The 15,703-nt window shown below is 70.8% G+C and carries 16 protein-coding genes and 1 tRNA gene; 9 read left to right on the forward strand and 8 right to left on the reverse strand.

The window, feature by feature from the left end; translation table 11 throughout:
• Both MTO99_RS07375 and MTO99_RS07380 read right to left on the reverse strand, forming a co-directional pair.
• Positions 1-1,056, reverse strand: coding sequence for a glycosyltransferase family 2 protein (locus tag MTO99_RS07375; RefSeq protein ID WP_243558165.1), 1,056 nt, complete (start codon positions 1,054-1,056; stop codon positions 1-3).
• Positions 1,057-1,531: 475 nt separating this feature from the next.
• Positions 1,532-3,307, reverse strand: a complete 1,776-nt coding sequence (locus MTO99_RS07380; RefSeq protein WP_243558166.1) for a S1C family serine protease — start codon at positions 3,305-3,307, stop codon at positions 1,532-1,534.
• Between the two features lie 146 nt (positions 3,308-3,453).
• Here MTO99_RS07380 and MTO99_RS07385 point away from each other — a divergent pair, with 146 nt between their 5' ends.
• On the forward strand, positions 3,454-4,692 hold the full coding sequence (locus MTO99_RS07385) for an aminotransferase class I/II-fold pyridoxal phosphate-dependent enzyme (RefSeq protein WP_243558167.1): 1,239 nt from the start codon (positions 3,454-3,456) through the stop codon (positions 4,690-4,692).
• A gap of 192 nt (positions 4,693-4,884) precedes the next feature.
• On the opposite strand, the gene MTO99_RS07390 is transcribed toward MTO99_RS07385, so the two are convergent.
• On the reverse strand, positions 4,885-5,772 hold the full coding sequence (locus MTO99_RS07390; RefSeq protein WP_243558168.1) for a carbon-nitrogen hydrolase family protein: 888 nt from the start codon (positions 5,770-5,772) through the stop codon (positions 4,885-4,887).
• A 196-nt stretch (positions 5,773-5,968) separates the two neighbouring features.
• Here MTO99_RS07390 and MTO99_RS07395 point away from each other — a divergent pair, with 196 nt between their 5' ends.
• From MTO99_RS07395 to MTO99_RS07420, 6 genes are all read left to right on the forward strand, one after another.
• A complete protein-coding gene (locus tag MTO99_RS07395) occupies positions 5,969-6,703 on the forward strand; it encodes an alpha/beta fold hydrolase (protein WP_243558169.1) in 735 nt (244 codons plus the stop codon).
• 136 nt (positions 6,704-6,839) lie between these two features.
• Positions 6,840-8,990, forward strand: coding sequence for an RNA polymerase recycling motor ATPase HelR (gene helR, locus MTO99_RS07400; protein ID WP_435520823.1), 2,151 nt, complete (start codon positions 6,840-6,842; stop codon positions 8,988-8,990).
• A 74-nt stretch (positions 8,991-9,064) separates the two neighbouring features.
• Positions 9,065-9,247 carry a hypothetical protein gene (locus tag MTO99_RS07405; protein ID WP_243558170.1) on the forward strand — a complete coding sequence of 61 codons (183 nt, stop codon included), beginning with the start codon at positions 9,065-9,067 and terminating at the stop codon, positions 9,245-9,247.
• Positions 9,247-9,699, forward strand: a complete 453-nt coding sequence (locus MTO99_RS07410; RefSeq protein ID WP_243558171.1) for a hypothetical protein — start codon at positions 9,247-9,249, stop codon at positions 9,697-9,699. The genes MTO99_RS07405 and MTO99_RS07410 overlap by 1 nt, the downstream gene beginning before the upstream one ends.
• Before the next feature lie 12 nt (positions 9,700-9,711).
• Positions 9,712-10,005, forward strand: coding sequence for a hypothetical protein (locus tag MTO99_RS07415; protein WP_243558172.1), 294 nt, complete (start codon positions 9,712-9,714; stop codon positions 10,003-10,005).
• Positions 10,006-10,007: 2 nt separating this feature from the next.
• Positions 10,008-11,162 carry a fatty acid desaturase family protein gene (locus MTO99_RS07420; protein WP_243558173.1) on the forward strand — a complete coding sequence of 385 codons (1,155 nt, stop codon included), beginning with the start codon at positions 10,008-10,010 and terminating at the stop codon, positions 11,160-11,162.
• Between the two features lie 327 nt (positions 11,163-11,489).
• Here MTO99_RS07420 and MTO99_RS07425 read toward each other — a convergent pair whose 3' ends face one another.
• On the reverse strand, positions 11,490-11,714 hold the full coding sequence (locus MTO99_RS07425; protein WP_243558174.1) for a YciI family protein: 225 nt from the start codon (positions 11,712-11,714) through the stop codon (positions 11,490-11,492).
• A gap of 233 nt (positions 11,715-11,947) precedes the next feature.
• Here MTO99_RS07425 and MTO99_RS07430 point away from each other — a divergent pair, with 233 nt between their 5' ends.
• Positions 11,948-13,015, forward strand: coding sequence for an IS1249 family transposase (locus MTO99_RS07430; protein ID WP_243558879.1), 1,068 nt, complete (start codon positions 11,948-11,950; stop codon positions 13,013-13,015).
• Positions 13,016-13,117: 102 nt separating this feature from the next.
• Here the strand turns inward: MTO99_RS07430 and MTO99_RS07435 are convergent.
• Positions 13,118-13,194 (reverse strand) — tRNA-Met (locus MTO99_RS07435).
• Positions 13,195-13,446: 252 nt separating this feature from the next.
• On the opposite strand from MTO99_RS07435, the gene MTO99_RS07440 reads away from it, so the two are divergent.
• Entirely contained in the window at positions 13,447-13,716 is a 270-nt protein-coding gene (locus MTO99_RS07440; RefSeq protein ID WP_243558175.1) for a hypothetical protein, read from the forward strand.
• Between the two features lie 56 nt (positions 13,717-13,772).
• On the opposite strand, the gene MTO99_RS19150 is transcribed toward MTO99_RS07440, so the two are convergent.
• Genes MTO99_RS19150 through MTO99_RS07450 form a run of 3 tightly spaced genes read right to left on the reverse strand, consistent with a single transcriptional unit; the run spans position 13,773 to position 15,590 of the window.
• A complete protein-coding gene (locus MTO99_RS19150) occupies positions 13,773-14,072 on the reverse strand; it encodes a VOC family protein (RefSeq protein ID WP_354002529.1) in 300 nt (99 codons plus the stop codon).
• The gene (locus MTO99_RS07445; RefSeq protein WP_243558176.1) at positions 14,047-15,219 is read right to left on the reverse strand and encodes a VOC family protein; all 1,173 of its coding nucleotides are present in this window, start codon (positions 15,217-15,219) and stop codon (positions 14,047-14,049) included. Before MTO99_RS07445 ends, MTO99_RS19150 begins: the two co-directional genes overlap by 26 nt.
• Positions 15,220-15,248: 29 nt before the next feature.
• On the reverse strand, positions 15,249-15,590 hold the full coding sequence (locus MTO99_RS07450; protein WP_243558177.1) for a YciI family protein: 342 nt from the start codon (positions 15,588-15,590) through the stop codon (positions 15,249-15,251).
• Positions 15,591-15,703: the final 113 nt, after the last annotated feature.

The raw sequence follows: 15,703 nt of genomic DNA on the forward strand, positions 1-15,703 counted from the left end.
TCACCTTCCCGTGTGCCTGGCGATGTTGCTCGTCAGCGCAAGGAAGCCGAGTACGAACCCGACCCCCCAGCTGACGTGGATGCAGGGCAAGACTACGAGAAACCACGCCGCTGTGCCCGCGCCGCGTCCGCGCGCGTACACGAGCGTGGCGGCCGCCACGAACAGCAGGTAGACGAGCGGCACCGTCAAGCCGACGAGCAGCCAGGGCGCAGCGCCCATCGCGAGCTGCACGAGGCCGCCGATGCCGGCGAGCAGTCCGAGCGTGACGCCGAGCACCATCGCCGGCGGAATGAAATACCGGATGCCGTTGGACGCGGGGAACCGGCGTGCGAGCTCGCCCCGCCACATCCCGGTCGAGAACATCTGCCGGGCGAGCCGGTCGAGGCTCGACCGCGGACGGTACATGACCGCCAGCTCGGGGGTGAACCACACCGTGCCACCGGTTTCGCGCAGGCGCCGGTTGAGCTCCCAGTCCTGCCCGCGCTTGATGCCCTCGTCGAACAGCCCGACGCGTTCGAGCGCGCCGCGGCGGAACACGCCGAGGTAGACCGTGTCGGCCGGCCCCTCGTCGCCGCCCACGTGGAACGACCCGCCGCCGAGCCCGACCTTCGTCGTGTACGCCAGCGCCACCGCACGCTCGAACGGCGTCTCGCCGTGCGCATCCATGATGCCGCCGACGTTGTCGGCGCCGGTGCGCTCGAGCGTGGCGACCGCGATGCGGGTGTACTCGGGCGGCAGCATCGAGTGCGAGTCGACCCGGACGACGACGGGATACCTCGCGGCCCGGATGCCGATGTTGAGGCCGGCCGGCGTCGAACCGACCTCGTTGTCGAGGACGCGCACGCGCGCGTCGCGCGCGGCGAGATCGGCGACGAGTTCGGCGGTTCCGTCGATGGACGGGCCGAGTGCGATGAGCACTTCGACCGGGCCGTCGTAGTGCTGCTCGAGGATGGACTCGACGGCGGCCCTCACATGGGACACGTCGTTCAAGACCGGCATCACGTAGGAGACGCCCTCAGTCGGCGACGGGGTCGCCTCGGGGGTCGCGTCGGGCATGTTCCTCACTCGGGCTCGGTCGATCGAGCCTACCAGCCGGGTCGGTCGCGACCCGGATCGGATGCCCCGGGCGGAAGCCCGTCGAAGCCCGCTGAGCCCGTCGAAGCCCGTCGAAGCCCGCTGAGCCTGTCGAAGCGGAGCAGCCCCCTTCGACAAGCTCAGGGAGCATGAGCCGAAGCCCGCTGAGCCCGTCGAAGCGGACCAACCCCTTCGACAAGCTCAGGGAGCCGAGCCCGTCGAAGCCCGCTGAGCCCGTCGAAGCGGACCAGCCCCCTTCGACAAGCTCAGGGAGCATGAGCCGAAGCCCGCTGAGCCCGTCGAAGCGGACCAGCCCCCTTCGACAAGCTCAGGGAGCATGAGCCGAAGCCCGCTGAGCCCGTCGAAGCGGACCAGCCCCCTTCGACAAGCTCAGGGAGCATGAGCCGAAGCCGACCCAGCCCCCTTCGACAAGCTCAGGGGGCCGAGCCGTCGGTGTTCAGCCCTCGAAGGTGCCGAGGGTGACGTCGACCGACGTGCTCTTGCCGTCGCGGGTGTACGTGAGCGTCGCGTCCGACCCGCCGGCCCGCGCGCGCACCTGCGCGGTGAGGTCGGTCTGGTCCGAGATCGGCACGCCGTTGAACGAGGTGACGACGTCGCCCTCGCGCAGGCCCGCGGCCTCCGCCGCGCCGCCCGGGCTCACCTCGGTGATGAGGGCGCCGACCTCGGTCGCGTCATCCGCCGCCTGAGCCGACGTGACCGTCGCGCCCAGCAGGCCGTGCGTGGCCTCGCCGTTCTCGATGAGCTCGCTCGAGACGCGCTTGGCCAGGTTCGCGGGCACCGCGAACCCGACGCCGATGTTGCCGGCCTCGCCCGACGACCCGCCGGCCGAGAGGATCGCGACGTTGATGCCGATCAGCTTGCCGCTCGCGTCGAGCAGCGCACCGCCTGAGTTGCCGGGGTTGATGGCCGCGTCGGTCTGCACCACCGGAATCGAGATGGTGCCGCTCGACTGGGTCTGCTGCTGCTGGCCCTCCTGGCCCGGGACGTCGAAGTTCCAGAAGTCGAAGGGGCTCTCCCCCTGCGGCTGCTGCTGCTCGTCGCCGTCGTCAGGGGTGGCCGGCGCCGCCGACGAGGCGACGTCGATGCTGCGGTTGAGCGCGCTGACGATGCCGTTCGTGACGGTGCCCGACAGGCCGAGCGGCGCACCGATCGCGATCGCCGCGTCGCCCACGTTGAGCTTGTCGGAGTCGGCGAACTCGATCGGCTCGAGGCCCGAGGCATCCACCAGTTTGATGACCGCGAGGTCGCTGAGCGGGTCGGTGCCGATGAGCTCGGCACCCCACAGCCGACCGTCGCTGGTCTTGACCTGGATCGACGGATCGCCGGTCGCACCGTCGAGCGTGACGACGTGGGTGTTCGTGAGCACGTAGCCGTCCTCCGAGAGGATCACGCCCGACCCCGTGCCCGCACCCTGCTGGCTGGACACCGAGATGGTGACGACGCTCGGGCTGGCCGCCGCGGCGACCGCGGTGATCTGGTTCACCGAGTCGGGGTCGTTGACGACGATGTTCTGCGGGGTCGCTGCGCTCGTGGACACCGCGGGCTGGTTCTCGTTGATGATGAGCGCGGTGATGCCCGCACCGCCCGCGCCGGCGACCAGGGCGGTCGCGACGATCGCGGCGGCGACGCCGAACCCGACGCGACGACGCTCGGGCTTGGGCTCGGCCGGCCGGGCGGTCGGCCCGCCGAACGCCGGCGGAACCTGGGGCACCGATCCGGGCAGCGGCTGGGTCGGCTGCGTCTGCCCCGGGGCCGGAGCCGCGGCGCCGGCGTACGGCAGCGGCGTCGTCGGCTGGGTCTGCGCGGCGGGCTGGTGCGAGTACTGCGCCGCGTGGTACGGCTGCGGAGACTGGCCCGGCGTGTACACGGTTCCGGTGGGCGCCGCGGGCGCCGCGGGGGCAGCCGGCGGGGCGACGGGCGCGGGAGCAGCGGTCGGCGCGGGCGCGGCAGCCGGTGCCGCGGCCGCCACCGGCGCGGCAGGTGCGGCAGGCGCCGCAGGCGCGGCCGGCGCAGCAGGCGCCGCAGCGGGCGCGACGGATGCCTCGTCGGCGACAAACCCGTCGGCCGGCGCCGCAGCAGCTGCCGCGGCGGGCGCAGCAGCCGCGGCGGTGCCGACCGGCTCGGCCGCAGCCGGTGCGGTTTCGGCGGTCTCGGTGGTCAGGGGCTCGGGAGCGGTCGGCTCCGGGGCCGCGCCGTTCTGGTTGTCGGTCATCGGTGCTCCTTCCAAGCGATCCCTAGTCTCCGCATGGATGCTGTGGAGCGGATCGGCGAAGTCTATGCGCGCGCTATGTCTTCACCCCGAGTCATCCGCGCGCCCTGGTCAGCGTACCGAGCCGCGCGTGAGCGTACGGTGTGAGCATGACCGGCTCGACACCTCTCCTGCCCTGGCAGCGCACCGCGGCCGGGGCCGGCCTGCTCGGCGACGACGGCACCGTGCGCGCGACGATCTTCGCCGAGATGAGCGCTCTCGCTGCCCGCACCGGTGCGATCAACCTCGGCCAGGGCTTCCCCGACGAGGACGGACCGGCTGAGGTGCTCGCCGCCGCCCGCCGCGCGATCGCCGAGGGTGTGAACCAGTATCCGCCCGGCATCGGCATGGCGGTGCTCCGCGACGCGATCGCGCGCCATCAGCGGCGCTGGTACGGCATCGAACCGGATGCCGCGACCGAGGTGCTGGTCACCGCCGGCGCCACGGAGGCGCTCGCGGCGACCCTGCTCGCGTACGTCGATGCGGGCGACGAGGTGGTGGCGTTCGAGCCGACCTACGACGCGTACGGCGCGCTCGTCGCACGCGCGGGCGGCGTGCTGCGCACCGTGCCGCTGCACCGTTCGGTCGAGGGCGACGGCCCCGCGTGGCATCCCGACGCCGATGAGCTGCGGCGCGCGGTCACCGATCGCACCCGGGTGATCCTCGTGAACTCCCCGCACAATCCGACCGGTGCCGTGCTCGGTCGCGACATCCTCGAACTCATCGTGGAGCTCGCGACCCGGCACGACGCGCTCATCGTGACCGACGAGGTGTACGAGCACCTCGTGTTCGGCGGCGGCGCCGACGATCGGCACGTGCCGATCGCGACGCTGCCCGGCGCGTGGGAGCGCACGATCTCGATCTCGTCGGGCGGCAAGACGTTCTCGACGACCGGCTGGAAGATCGGCTGGGCGACCGGCCCCGCGCCGCTCATCACGGGGGTGCTCGCGGTGAAGCAGTACCTCACCTTCGTGAACGGTGCGCCGTTCCAGCCGGCGATCGCGGCGGGACTCGACCTGCCCGACGCCTTCTTCGCCCGGGTCGCCGCGACGCTCGCGGACAAGCGCGACCTGCTCGCCGACGGGCTGCGCGCGGCCGGCTTCGACGTGTCGCTGCCGCAGGCCGGCTACTTCGCGATCGCGGATGCCGCACCGCTCGGGTTCTCGGACGCGGACGAGTTCTGCCGCCGGCTCCCCGACCTCGCCGGGGTCGTCGGGGTGCCCGTGTCCGCGCTCGTGCACCCCGAGCGACGCGCCGAGTACCGCAGTCTCGTTCGGTTCGCGTTCTGCAAGCGCCACGACGTGCTGGCCGAGGCATCCGACCGGCTGTCCCGCCTGACTCCGGCCTGAGCCGCGCCGGCAAGGCGCGCAAGGTGCGCAAGTGCCAGAGTGCGCGGGTGCGCAAGGTGCGCGGGTGCGCAATTCAGGTTCGGAGGTGTGTCGGACCGCCTCCGGCCCGCCTGCACCCGCGACACGCCGCGCGCCGTCCTGAATTGCGTACAGACCGGGCGGGGATCATGAACGGATCGCCGCCCGGGCGGGTCAGCGCGGGGCGACGCCGAAGCGGCGCAGCTCGAGCGCCGGGTTGAGGCGGCGGGTCGCGTCGATGCGCTCGCGCGAGACCCAGGCGAGCGCGATGTCCGTGCCCTCGCCGACGGTGGCGACCTCCACGCCCATCGGGTCGACGATCATGCTGTTGCCGGCACTGACCGGTGCCGGATGGTCGGCCGCGGCGACGTACACCGTGTTCTCGATCGCCCGCGCGGTGGTGAGTGTGCGCCAGTGCGCCTCCTTCAGCGGCCCGCGCACCCACTCGGCGGGCATCAGGATGACATCCGCACCCGCGTCGACGATGCGGCGCGACACCTCGGGGAACCGCACGTCGTAGCAGGTCTGCAACCCGAACCGCAGCCCGTGCGCGTCAAACACCTCGGGGTCGGCGAGCTCGCCGGCCTCGACCCACTCGCTCTCGCGCTGGCCGAACGCGTCGTAGAGGTGCAGCTTGCGATACGTCGCGACGAGCGCACCGTCGGGGGCCAGCGCGACGACCGTGTTGCGGAACCGCGCGCGGTCCTCGGTCTGCTCGAGCACCCCGGCGACGACGTGCACGCCGAGTTCGCCCGCCAGGTCGGCGAGCGCGTGCACGAACTCGCCGTCGAGCGGCTCGGCGGCGTCGACCATCTCCTGGCCGGGCGCGGGCGTGAAGCACATCGCGTACTCGGGGAAGACGACGACCCGAGCGCCGCGGGCCGCGGCGAGACCGGCGAGGCGCGCGATCTCGTGGAGGTTCGCGTCGACGTCGGTCGTGGGTGCGAACTGGGCGACGGCGATCGCGACGGCGGGCGCGACGGCCGGCTCGGCGGCGCTGTCGGCGGTGTCGGCGGCGGCGGTGTCGGCGGCGGCGGTGTCGGCAGCGGGCGCGGTGCTCATCCCCTCACCCTACGGAGTGCGGCGGCGGATGGCGCCGCGTGACCGCGGCGGATGCGGAGGTCGGCAGCCGGTCGACGCGCGCATCATCGGCGTGAACGAGGGCCTGTCCCCACGAACCAACGCGGCCGTGGCGTAGCGGGTCCGGCACGGGCGGGCGTAGGGTTCCCCCGACAGCCGAAGCCTTGGGGGGCCCGCGATGAGCGATGCGACGAAGCCGACGATCGTACTGGTGCACGGAGCTTGGGCCGACGGCTCGAGCTGGAACGCTGTGACGAGGGCCCTGCAGGCGCAGGGGTACCCGGTGCTCGTTCCGCCGAACCCGTTGCGCGGCCTCAGCGAGGACGCGGCGTACCTGGCGTCGTTCCTCGCGCAGCGCACGAACGGCCCGGTGGTGCTCGTCGGCCACTCGTACGGCGGGGCGGTGATCACGAACGCGGGCGCCTCGGTGCCGAATGTCCGGGCGCTCGTCTACGTCAACGCGTTCATCCCCGACGAGGGTGAGACGGTCTTGCAGATCCTCGACGGCTCGGGGTCGGCGCTCGCCGTCGCCGACCCGACGACGGTGTTCGACATCGCCGGATACCCGGGTGCACCCGAGGGCGCCGCCGAGGTCTTCCTGAAGGCCGACGTCGTGCACGAGTCGTTCGCCCAGGATCTCGACGAGGCCACCCGCTCGACGATCGTCGCGAGCCAGCGACCCGCGTCCCTCGTGGCGAACGTGACGCCCTCGGGGCCGCCCGCGTGGCGGTCGCTGCCGAGTTGGGCCGTGATCGGCGTCGACGACCGCGTCATCCCGGTGGCGGTGCTGCGCCGCTTGGCCGAACGCGCCGGATCCACCGTGACCGAGCTGCCCGGCTCGCACGTGTCGATGGTGTCGCACCCCCAGTCCGCGATCGACGCGATCCTGGCGGCGGCCGCGACGACGAGCTGAGACCGCGCTCCGAACAGGACGGTGGCGGGCACTCGTGCCCGCCACCTCCAGGATACCGCGGCAGGGGGGCCTTGCGGCAAGGGCCCCCGTCTGGCGCATACTGGTCGGCCGACCGATTCCCGCGCTGGAGTATGCCCTGATCACCACCCCGTTCGCCCTGCCCGACCGACTCGCCGCCAAAGCCGCCCCGGCCCTCGTCGCCGACGACGAACGCCACTTCGCCGCCATCGCCGCACGCCTCGAGCAGGCGCTCGCCGAGGCATCCGATCGGCTCGCGACGCTGCGCCGCCGCCCCGCCGGTCCCGGCCAGGAGGCCGTGGAGCGCGACCTGGAGATCCATGCGCTCAGCGGGCGCATCCGCATGCTCGGCCGCTTCGGACTCGACCTGTGCCTGGGGCGCATCGTGCCCGCCGATGGCGGCGCACCCGTGTACCTCGGCCGCCTCGGCCTGTCGGACGACGAGGGCGGGCGCCTGCTCGTCGATTGGCGGTCGCCGGCAGCCGAGCCGTTCTTCGCCGCGACGCACGGCACGCCGATGGGGCTCGCGAGCCGCCGACGGTATCGCTGGACCCGCGGCCGCATCACCGACTACTGGGACGAGGTCTTCACCGAGGACGGACTCGAGGATGCCGCGGAGCGCGCCGCACTCGACGATCAGTCGGCGTTCATCGCGAGCCTCGGAGCCGCACGGTCGCCGCGGATGCGCGACGTGCTCGGCACCATCCAGGCCGATCAGGACGCGATCATCCGCGCGGGCTCGCACGGCGCGCTCGTCGTCGACGGCGGGCCGGGCACCGGCAAGACGGTCGTCGCGCTGCACCGCGCCGCCTACCTGCTGTACGCCGACCCCCGCCTGTCGGGCCACCGCGGCGGCGTGCTCGTCGTGGGGCCGCACCAGCCGTATCTCGACTACGTGGGCGATGTGCTGCCGGGGCTGGGCGAGGAGGGAGTGGCGACGTGCACGCTGCGCGACCTCGTCCCCGAGGGCGCGACCGCCCGCCCCGAAGCCGATCCGGCCGTCGCGGCGCTGAAGTCGCGGTCGGGTCTCGTCGACGCCGTCGAGGCGGCGGTGCGCCACTACGAACGCCCGCCGAAGCGCGGCCTCGAGGTCGAGACGCCGTGGACCGAGGTGTGGATCGGCCCCGAGGACTGGGCCGAGGCGTTCGCCGCGCCCGAACCCGGCACCGCGCACAATGTCGCCCGCGACGCGGTGTGGGAGGAACTGCTCGCGATCGTCGTCGACCGCAACGAAGGGGTCGCGGCTCCGCATCTGCTGCACCGGGCCCTCGCCCAGCACCCCGAGCTGCGCGCCGCGTTCAACCGCGCGTGGCCGGTGCTCGACCCGGCGGGCGTCGTCGCCGACCTCTGGAGCGTGCCCGCCTACCTGCGGGCCTGCGCGCCGACGCTGTCGGACGCCGAGGTCGCAGCACTTCAGCGCGACGAGCCGCGAGCCTGGACCGTCTCCGACCTGCCCTACCTCGATGCGGCACGGTTGCGCATCGGCGACCCCGAGACCTCCCGCCGCGCTCGTCGCCGCGAGGCCGCCCAGGCCGTCGAACGGGAGCAGCGCGAGCTGGTGATGGACCACCTGATCGCGGCCGACGATTCCGAGATGCAGGTGATGTCGATGCTGCGCCGGCAGGACGCGCAGCACTCGCTCGCCGACGAGTCGGGCCTGCCCGCCGCCGACCCCGACGAGCTCGCCGGGCCGTTCGCGCACATCATCGTCGACGAGGCGCAGGAGCTCACCGACGCCGAGTGGCGCATGCTGCTGGCCCGCAACCCGTCGCGCAGCTTCACCGTCGTCGGCGACCGCGCGCAGGCCAGGCACGGGTTCACCGAGTCGTGGGCGGAGCGTCTCGAGCGTGCCGGTCTCGACCGGGTCGAGCTCGCGTCGCTGACGGTGAACTACCGCACGCCCGCCGAGGTGATGGCGGCGGCGGAGCCGGTCATCCGTGCCGCGATCCCCGACGCGAACGTGCCGACTTCGATCCGCGAGAGCGGTCGGCCGGTCGAGTACGCGCCGGTCGCCGCGCTCGACGAGGTGATCGACGGATGGCTCGCCGCCCACGCCGAGGGCGAGGGCATCGCGTGCGTCATCGGCGACCCGACGTTCGAGCCGCGCCCGCGGGTGCGCTCGCTCACCCCGTCGCTCGCGAAGGGCTTGGAGTTCGACCTCGTGGTGCTCGTGGAGCCCGAGCGGTTCGGCGCCGGCATCGAGGGGGCCGTCGACCGGTACGTCGCGATGACGCGGGCGACCGGGCAGCTCGTCGTGCTGGCCGGCTGACGGGGCCGCGGCGGGGTCGTCCGAGGAGGCGCCAACCTGTGAGTGCACACATGTTCGGCGACCATACTCCGGAAATGACGATCATTCACGAACCGCGGGCGCCGAGCGCCACGGTCGCCCACCGCCCACCGGCTCCGGCCGACCACCGCGACACGCGGTTCTGGGCGCACTTCGGCGAACACTCATCGAGCCCGACCCGCTGGTCCGACAGCGCGAAGGCCTCCTGGAGCCCCGCGCTCCCCGACCTCGCCAACTGATGGACGACCCGCAGATCCCGGGCGACGACGCCTTCGGGGTCACCCACGTGGTCATCGGTGAGCTGCCCCCGACGATCGGCACCCCGAACGAGCCCGACCGCTACGACGTCGCCGCGGTCTTCACCCGTCGGCCGACCCCCGAGGAACTCCGCCTGCTGGCATCGCCCGAGGTCACGACCCGACTGCACGACGCGGGCTACCCCGACGTGGCGCTGAAGCCCGTCGACCGACGCCTCGTCATCGAACGAACCAACCTCGCCGAGCTCGCGGACGGACTCGCGCCGCTCATCGGCGAGATCCTCAGCGACATCGGACGCCAGGCCGAGGAACGGCAGCGCGAACACGACGCCGCGTCCGCCGAGCGCGCACGCGGCGAGGAGCGCCGGGCCGCGGACGTGCTGGATGCCGCCAAGCGCATCGACTTCCGCGCGCACCGGTCGATCTACCAGTAGGCGGTGGTTCCGATGGGTGCGCAGGATCCGAGACGCGAAGGGGCGCGAGCGGATCAGCGGTGGGAGACCGACGGCGGTTCCCTCGCCGCCGGTGCCGAGCCCGAGGCATCCGTCGATGTCGTGGCATCCGATCGCGCCGAGCCCGCCGCATCCGTCGATGCCGTGGCATCCGAGCCGGAACCCTCCGCTGAAGCCGACCGAACCTCGAAGCGGGAACGGAAGGCTCGGTGGCGAACCGCGACCGGCGAGCACTGGCATCGGAGCGGCTACAGCGACGACACGAAACGGCGTCGTGACGGAGGCTGATCATGTCCGAGATCCGCACGACCGGGGCATCGACCCGCGCCCCGAGCAGTGAATTCACCGAGCTGGCCGGCATGGTCCGCGATGCGGGCCTCATGCGACGACGGTACGGCTACTACTGGACGAAGCTCGCCGCGGTCCCCGTGCTGATCGGGGCCGCCGTCGTCGTGTTCATCCTGATCGGCGACAGCTGGTGGCAGATGTTCACCGCGGTCGCCTTCGCGTTCCTGTTCACCCAGACCGCGTTCCTCGGCCACGACGCCGCGCACCGGCAGATCTTCCGTTCGGGGCGCTGGAACGACTGGATCAGTCTCATCGTCGGCGACCTGTTCATCGGCATGAGCTACGGCTGGTGGCAGCACAAGCACACCCGGCACCACGCGAACCCGAACCGCATCGGCTCCGACCCCGACATCGAGCTGCCCGTCGTCGCGTTCACCGCCGAGCAGGCGTCGCGCCCCCGGCCGGCGCTCATGCGGTGGGTGATCGCGCACCAGGGCGTGTTCTTCTTCCCGCTCCTGCTGCTCGAAGGGCTCTCGCTGCACGCCTCCAGCGTGCACCGGGTGCTCCAGCGCGAGCCGGTGCAGCGGCGCCCGGTCGAGATCGCGTTCCTCTCGGTGCGCATCCTCGGATACCTCGCGCTCGTGCTGCTCGTGCTCTCACCCGACAAGGCTGCGGTGTTCCTCGCCATCCAGCTCGGGCTCTTCGGCGTGTACATGGGCATGTCCTTCGCCCCGAACCACAAGGGGATGCCGCTCGTGCCCGCCGGCTTGAAGCTCGACTTCCTGCGCCGCCAGGCACTCATGAGCCGAAACATCAGCGGCACGCGGCTGCTCGACTTCATGATGGGCGGCCTCAACTACCAGATCGAGCACCACCTCTTCCCGTCGATGCCCCGCCCGCACCTGCGCCGGGCGGCGCCGATGATCGCCGGATACCTGAACGACCGTGGAGTGCCGTACACGCAGACGACCCTGTGGCACTCGTACGCCATCGTGCTGCGGTACATCAACCGCGTCGGACTCGGCGAGCGCGACCCGTTCGAGTGCCCGCTGCTCGCGCAGCGGCAGTACCTCGGGGTGGGGGTGGGAGCGCCGGCGGCGGCCGGCGTCGGTGGCGCGACCGCGCCGGGCGGTCGCGCGGAGCGGATCGAGCCCTGACGGCTCCATCCGACCGCGGGGCGCGACGCCCGGCGACCTTCAAGGGCGGAAGGAGTCGTCGAACGTTCCGAGCACACGCAGAGCCCGGACATGACGCGGGCCCGCGCGCGCTCGATCGCCGAACCCGCGTCGAGGTCGAGGACGTCCCGGTCCAGCCGCAGGGTCACGCCATCCGGGGCGATCTCGACCAGTGGTGGATTGCCCCGGAGCACCCGAAGTCGTGCGAGGGCGGCCGTGAACCTCGTGCCGTCACGCACCGAACCGGTGGCGAAGTGCGCGATCGGACCGCAGTACAGCACCCGCCGATCTCGGACCGCGAGCGCAGGCTCAGTGCATCAGTGCGCGGATCTCCACCGCCGAGAAGGTCGTCTCTTCGAGTCGACCGGCGATTTTCGCGTCCGTCGTGCTGAGTTCGTTGGAGAGCGCGAGCTCCCCTGACACGGCGAGGTCGGCGAGCACATCGCGATGCGCGGCCTCCAGCGCGTCCTTCCGCTCGGTCGACAGGTCGTTCCACGCTTCGTCGTTTCCGTAGACCAACAGCACGTACTGCATCCGTGCTCGAATCGATCACCGAATCATCCGTCGCAGTGCGACGAACGAGCACCCGTCGTCTCGACATCCGTCGTGGCTCGGTCGCCCCTCGGGCGCGTGGGGATGATCCGGGGGTTATAGGCAAGAACGTGTGGATGGGATCTTGATCTCGCGGCGGAATCACGCGGCAGCACGAGTATTGTCATGGTCCGCGACCCTTAGTCGTGAACCATCCCTCGAATCAGACGCGCTGCATGGTATGCGGATCGTTGCTCGTGAAGAACGGGACGACCGCGGCCGGAACGCAGCGGTGGCGGTGCCGGGACTGCGGGGCCTCCTCCGTACGGCGACGTCCGGATGTCACCAGACGTGAGCAGTTACGCCGGTTCCTGACCTGGCTGACGGGCAAAGCATCTCAGGCCGAGCTCGGCGGCGGTACTGGACGTTCCTTCCGTCACGACACCGCCTGGTGCTGGGACCTTCAACCCCGCATGCCGATCACCGGTGAAGTCCATGACGCGGTCCTCGTCGACGGCGTCTGGGTCGGGTCCTGGTGCCTCCTGATCGCGCAATCCTCGACCGGGACCGTGATCGCCTGGCAATGGGCCGCAAGCGAGTCCACTGCCGCGTGGGAAGCCCTGTTCACCCAGATCCCACCACCGACCGTGGTCGTCACCGATGGGGGCTCCGGGATCCGTTCCGCACTCGCGCGAACCTGGCCAGACACCAAGGTCCAACGCTGTATCTTCCACCTGCAGATGAACGTGACCCGCGAACTCACACGCAAACCACGCCTGCACGCCGGCAAAGCACTCCGACAGATCGCGCTCGCCCTGACCGATGTCCACACGGTCGATGACGCGATCACCTGGCGGCTCACGCTCGAAGCCTGGTGGCAGAAATACGGGCACCTCACCCGAGAACGCAGCATGTACGACAACGGCCAGTTCGGGTACACCCATCACCGGCTCCGCAAAGCCTGGGTGATCCTGCACCGCGCCGCGCAAGCCGGACACATCTTCACCAACCTCGAGCACGGCAACCCAAGAGCAACCTCACGCTTGGAAGGCCTGAACTCCCAGATCCGCAACCTCCTCCGCCACCACCGCGGCATGCCGATCGAACACCGCCGAAGGGCCGCCGAATGGTTCCTGCTCCTCCACGAGATCCCCATCGATCAAGCGCACAAGCACGCCCACCAGCCCGCACCGAAACACGTCGAACCACCGACAGAAGACCCCATCGGACCCGCACTCTACGACACCGCCCTGAGCGCCGAAGAAGGCCTCTGGACCCGCTCAGGATGGGCAGGCAGAACATGACACGCCCGACACCATCCACACGTTCTTGCCTATAAGCCTGATCCGGTGGATGGCCACCGGGATATGCAGAAGGCCCGGTCTCTGAGAGACCGGGCCTTCATTTGGTTGCGGGGGCAGGATTTGAACCTACGACCTCTGGGTTATGAGCCCAGCGAGCTACCGAACTGCTCCACCCCGCGCCGCTGACGGCCTCACGGTCGTCATCCTTCGCAAAATCCCTCGTCAGATCGGGTTTCCTCGATCCAGCTTGTGTGCGTCGGTGCAGTCAGTCTACGCCACTTCTCGACCTCGCTCGACCACCATCGAGCTGTCTCGGGACCGCATTGCGCCGAGTTTTCGCCGAGTGATCAAATCCCTGCTGACGGCTGGCAGCACGCTCGTTCAGGTCGAGAACGAGGCAACGCGCTGCCGCAGATGAGAGGATCGATGGCATGTCGGATGCCGCTGCACGCCAGTCGAACAAGACAGCCTGGGCCGCTTTCTGGGTCGCACTCGCCGGCCTCGTCCTCATGCCCATCCCGCTGTTCATCGGGCTGGTCCTGGGCGGCGGCCTGTCGATCATCGCTGCGATCCTCGCCGTGATCGCGCTGCTGAAGGGCCTCGCCCGCAGCGGGAAGGGCATCGCGCCCGTCGTGTTCGCCGCGATCTTCATCGCGCTCACGTGGGGCGGCATCTCGATCGGCGGTGGCATCGTCTGGTGAGTTCCCGTCGCGGGGCTCGGAGCGTGCGGCGAGGGAGGACTTCGAACAGTGATCCGCTAGCTGGAGAGCGAACTCGATACCTTCACGCGGTTGCCGGCGGGGTCGGTGAGGATCCACCGGTCCGGCGCGCGGGCGTCGTCGGTGATGCGACCGCCCGCGGCGACTGCGGCTGCTACGCGCTGCCGCACGATCGATCGCGGCAGTGAAACGTCGACACGGAACTCGTGCTGCAGGATGGAATCTGCCGGGATTCCCCGGATGTTGAGGTTCGCCTGACGGCCAGTCGGATCGCCGAGGTTGCCGTTTCCGAGGTCGGTGTATCGGAAGAGGTCACGCCAGAAGGGCAGAGTCTCGATGGCCGGTGCGCGCGATCTCGAGTTGAACGGTCTGCACGCTCGAGGGGTCGGATTCGGCGCCGACGTCGCGCGCCGTCGTCGACATGGTCCGCATCAGGTCGATGTCGATCTCGCGGAGCTCGGTGGCGCGCCGAGCGAGCCGGACGCCGAGACCGTCGGCCCGCACGTCGAGGTGCAGCCGATTCGCACCCGGAAGGCTTGCAAAGGTGTCCGCAAGGTGGGCACTCCGATCGAGTGAGGACGTCCTGAACCACGCAGACGGGCCGGTCGGGAGCATCGTCCAGTCGGCGAGTCCGGACACCTCGCGAGCGGCATCCCCGGCCGCTCTCGGTGCTGCGATCTGGGCTGCTTCGGGCTGCGCTGGTCCTGGCTGGGATGGTTCGGGCAGGGTGGGTTCGGCCGCGAGCGCGGCATGGTCGGAAGGGATGACCCGGGCCGGACTCCGACCGCGGCCGTCCAGTTGGGCGTCGATCTCGGGCCCGCCGCCGCGCGCGTTCTCGGGAACCGCGAGGTCGGGCCACGCCATGAGGTCGACCTTGTTCCCGGCAGCGTCGGCACGCGTCCAGTGGACGCCGCCGTCGTGCACGGCTCGACTGCCCGCCTTCGCTGCCGCCTCCAGCCGTTCGCGTATCTGCTCACGCGGGACGGCGAGATCGACGTGCATGGCGTGGCGCAGCGTCTTCGCAGGGTCGATTGGTTGGAACCAGACCGTCGGGCCTCGTCCGAGCGGGTCGATGAGGTCGTCGTCGCCATGATCGACGTAGCCGAGTATCGCTCGCCAGAACGGGAGGACTTCGGCTGTGGGAAGCTGCGTTGCGATGGCGATCTGGAAGTCCTGCACGCGGTCTGGGCGAGCGGTCAAGCCGTGTCGGCGGGCGAGCTCCGAGACCGCTTGCGCGCGTTCGATGGCAGAGCCTGCGTCGAGGTCGAGGATGTCCCGGTCCAGCCGCACCGTCACGCCATCTGGGGCGAGCTCGATCAGGGGAGGATGGCCCCGGAGCACTCGAAGTCGTGCGAGGGCGGCCGTGAACCTCGTGCCGTCGCGCACCGAGCCCGTGGCGAAGTACGCGATCGGACCGCAGTACAGCACCCGCCAATCGCGGACCCCGGATGCCCGAAGGAACGCGAGTCGGTCGTCGTCGGACATGTCGTCCCCTCCGATTTCCTCCGGCAGACTCAGTGCATCAGTGCGCGGATCTCCACCGCCGAGAAGGTCGTCTCTTCGAGTCGGCAGGCAATCTCGACGGCACGCTGCACTTCGCCGACCTCGATCACATAGAAGCCGCCGACCCATTCCTTCGACTCGCTGAACGGCCCGTCGCTGACGAGCAGGCGATGCTCATCGCGTCGCACCACTCTCGCGTCCGTCGTGCTGAGCTCGTTCGAGAGCACGAGTTCCCCTGACGCGGCGAGGTCGGCGAGCACGTCGCGATGTGCGGCCTCCAGCGCGTCCTTCCGCTCGGTGGACATGTCGTTCCACGCCTCGTCGTTTCCGTAGACCAACAGCATGTACTGCATCCGTGCTCCAATCGATCATCGAATCATCCGTCACAGTGCGACGAACGAGCACCCGTCGTCTCGACATCCATCGTCGACCGGTCGACACACGCGTTCACCTCACGACGTTTCAC

The sequence above is a fragment of the Agromyces larvae genome, from assembly GCF_022811705.1.
Taxonomy (GTDB): domain Bacteria; phylum Actinomycetota; class Actinomycetes; order Actinomycetales; family Microbacteriaceae; genus Agromyces; species Agromyces larvae.

Excerpts from the sequence above, each read along its gene's own strand:
- MTO99_RS07375 (WP_243558165.1), bottom strand. The coding sequence starts at position 1,056 with ATGCCCGACGCGACCCCCGAGGCGACCCCGTCGCCGACTGAGGGCGTC.
- MTO99_RS07380 (WP_243558166.1), bottom strand. The coding sequence starts at position 3,307 with ATGACCGACAACCAGAACGGCGCGGCCCCGGAGCCGACCGCTCCCGAG.
- MTO99_RS07385 (WP_243558167.1), top strand. The coding sequence starts at position 3,454 with ATGACCGGCTCGACACCTCTCCTGCCCTGGCAGCGCACCGCGGCCGGG.
- MTO99_RS07390 (WP_243558168.1), bottom strand. The coding sequence starts at position 5,772 with ATGAGCACCGCGCCCGCTGCCGACACCGCCGCCGCCGACACCGCCGCC.
- MTO99_RS07395 (WP_243558169.1), top strand. The coding sequence starts at position 5,969 with ATGAGCGATGCGACGAAGCCGACGATCGTACTGGTGCACGGAGCTTGG.
- MTO99_RS07405 (WP_243558170.1), top strand. The coding sequence starts at position 9,065 with ATGACGATCATTCACGAACCGCGGGCGCCGAGCGCCACGGTCGCCCAC.
- MTO99_RS07410 (WP_243558171.1), top strand. The coding sequence starts at position 9,247 with ATGGACGACCCGCAGATCCCGGGCGACGACGCCTTCGGGGTCACCCAC.
- MTO99_RS07415 (WP_243558172.1), top strand. The coding sequence starts at position 9,712 with ATGGGTGCGCAGGATCCGAGACGCGAAGGGGCGCGAGCGGATCAGCGG.
- MTO99_RS07420 (WP_243558173.1), top strand. The coding sequence starts at position 10,008 with ATGTCCGAGATCCGCACGACCGGGGCATCGACCCGCGCCCCGAGCAGT.
- MTO99_RS07425 (WP_243558174.1), bottom strand. The coding sequence starts at position 11,714 with ATGCAGTACGTGCTGTTGGTCTACGGAAACGACGAAGCGTGGAACGAC.
- MTO99_RS07430 (WP_243558879.1), top strand. The coding sequence starts at position 11,948 with ATGGTATGCGGATCGTTGCTCGTGAAGAACGGGACGACCGCGGCCGGA.
- MTO99_RS07440 (WP_243558175.1), top strand. The coding sequence starts at position 13,447 with ATGTCGGATGCCGCTGCACGCCAGTCGAACAAGACAGCCTGGGCCGCT.
- MTO99_RS07445 (WP_243558176.1), bottom strand. The coding sequence starts at position 15,219 with ATGTCCGACGACGACCGACTCGCGTTCCTTCGGGCATCCGGGGTCCGC.
- MTO99_RS07450 (WP_243558177.1), bottom strand. The coding sequence starts at position 15,590 with ATGCAGTACATGCTGTTGGTCTACGGAAACGACGAGGCGTGGAACGAC.